Origin of the sequence: Pseudomonas edaphica, from assembly GCF_005863185.1 — a bacterium.
Taxonomy (GTDB): domain Bacteria; phylum Pseudomonadota; class Gammaproteobacteria; order Pseudomonadales; family Pseudomonadaceae; genus Aquipseudomonas; species Aquipseudomonas edaphica.
The window spans coordinates 1-1,872 of sequence record NZ_VBVZ01000877.1 but is presented as its reverse complement, the minus strand read 5'-3'; the positions used below and the strand labels follow the sequence as shown (position 1 = coordinate 1,872).

The following is a 1,872-nucleotide window of genomic DNA, read 5'->3' as shown; positions in this document are numbered from 1 at the left end:
GCAAAACGCTGCCCAGCACATTCAGGCCGATCCCAGCGTTGATCAAGTGGTCGGGCTCGAAGCGCAATACCAAACGGCGAAACAGGTTCGCCCCGAGCATGTAGCCGCTGATCGTCGCGGCGAATACCAGCGCGTATTCCGTGGCCGTCAGTTGGTAGCCGCGCTGCAACAGCGAAGACGACTCGCTGATAAACGGAAAATACGTGCTGTACACGCAGCCGATGGCCAAGGCGTACCGCAGGAAATAGCGGTCGCGCAGCAGTTGGCCATACACGCGCAGCAGGTTGCTCGGCGGCGCAGCGGCAACTTCGGTCGGGCGGGTTTCCGGCAGGCGGCGGTAAACCACCAGGCACAGCACGGCGCCGATCACGGCCAGCAGCACAAACAAGCCACGCCAGTTGATCAAGGGCAGCATCAGGCTGCCAAGCACTGGCGCGGCCATCGGCGAGATGGCCATGGCCATGGAGATCAGGCCGAGCAGACGCGCTTGTTCGTGGCGGTCGAAGTAATCGCGCACGATCACCCGACCGATCACCGTGGTACAGCAACCGCCTAGGGCCTGGAACAGCCGGGCGATCACCAGCACGCCGAGGCTGTTGGCCTGGGCGCAGGTCACCGTCGCCACCACGTACAGCAGCAGCCCGGCCAGCAAGACCGGGCGCCGGCCGAAGCGGTCGGTCAACGGGCCGCTGACCAGCAGGGAAATCGCCGAGCCCAGGGTGTACAGCGTGAGGGTCAGTTGCAGTTGGCTGTCGCTGCTGTGGAAGTAGTCGGCCATGGCGGGCAAGGCTGGCAGATGCAGGTCGAGCGTGAGGCGGGGCAGGGCGATCAGCACGGTCAGCAGGACCAGCCAGAACCCGGTGGAGAGGGCGCGTTGAGTCATGGGAAGCTTCTTTGCTAACGAGTAGAGCCTGAACTCTAACGACTTTGTGGTTTAATTCTTTGAGCCGCTTATGGCTTAAAACACTGGACCACTTATGCGCCGAGGAAAAACCGCCGCCATCTTGGACTTGCCGCGCCCGGATACGCTGGACGTCAGCAAGCAGCAGGGTGCCTATGACGCGTTGCGCGCCGCCATCCTCAATCGCCAGTTGCCGGTGGGCAGCCGCTTGCCCTCGACCCGCAGCCTGGCCGAGCGTTGGTTGGTGTCGCGTGGCACCCTGGAGGCGGCGTTCGAGCGCTTGCACAGCGAGGGGTATGTCGAGCGCGTGGCGGGCTCCGGCACGCGGGTGAGTGCAGTGATCCCCGAGGAGTTTATCGCGGCCCCGGCGCCGAGCAGCAAACCGCGCCGCCTGGCCGTGCCTGATCAGCCCGACGCCGGCGTGCAAAGCCACGTGCCTTTTGTGGCCCGGCGCCCGGATGCCAGTCTGTTCGACTTGAAAACCTGGGCACGCTGTATTTCCCGTGGCTTACTGTCGGCGGGGCCGGGTGCGCTGGAGGCCGCGCACCCGGCCGGGTTACCGGCATTGCGCGAGCAAATCGCCGACTACCTGCGCAGTTACCGCGGCATGCACTGCGAGGCGGATGAGGTGATTGTCACCACGGGCATTCGTCACGCCCTCGACCTGATCGCGCGCACGCTGCTCAAACCCGGCGACACGGCATGCGTCGAAGACCCAGGCTATAAGCCTGCGCGGCGCCTGTTCAGCCTGGCTGGCGCGCAGGTTCAATCGATCCCGGTCACGGCCGAAGGCCTCGACACCGACCAACTCCCAGCCACGGCGCGGTTGGCTTACGTGTCGCCTGCCCACCAGGCGCCATTGGGCATGACCTTGTCGGTCTCGCGCCGCCTGGCATTGCTGGACTGGGCCGCACGCGCTGACGCCTGGGTGGTCGAAGACGATTACGACAGCGAATACAACCTGTCTCTTA

At 65.0% G+C, this 1,872-nt stretch carries 2 protein-coding genes; one reads left to right on the top strand and one right to left on the bottom strand.

Annotated features, from left to right (window positions below; genetic code table 11):
• On the bottom strand, positions 1-883 hold an 883-nt coding region (locus FEM54_RS31640; protein ID WP_138454175.1), incomplete at its 3' end, for a multidrug effflux MFS transporter.
• A 94-nt stretch (positions 884-977) separates the two neighbouring features.
• Between FEM54_RS31640 and FEM54_RS31635 the strand changes: the two genes are divergently transcribed.
• Positions 978-1,872: aminotransferase-like domain-containing protein (locus tag FEM54_RS31635; protein ID WP_138454174.1), on the top strand; the 895-nt coding region annotated here is incomplete at its 3' end.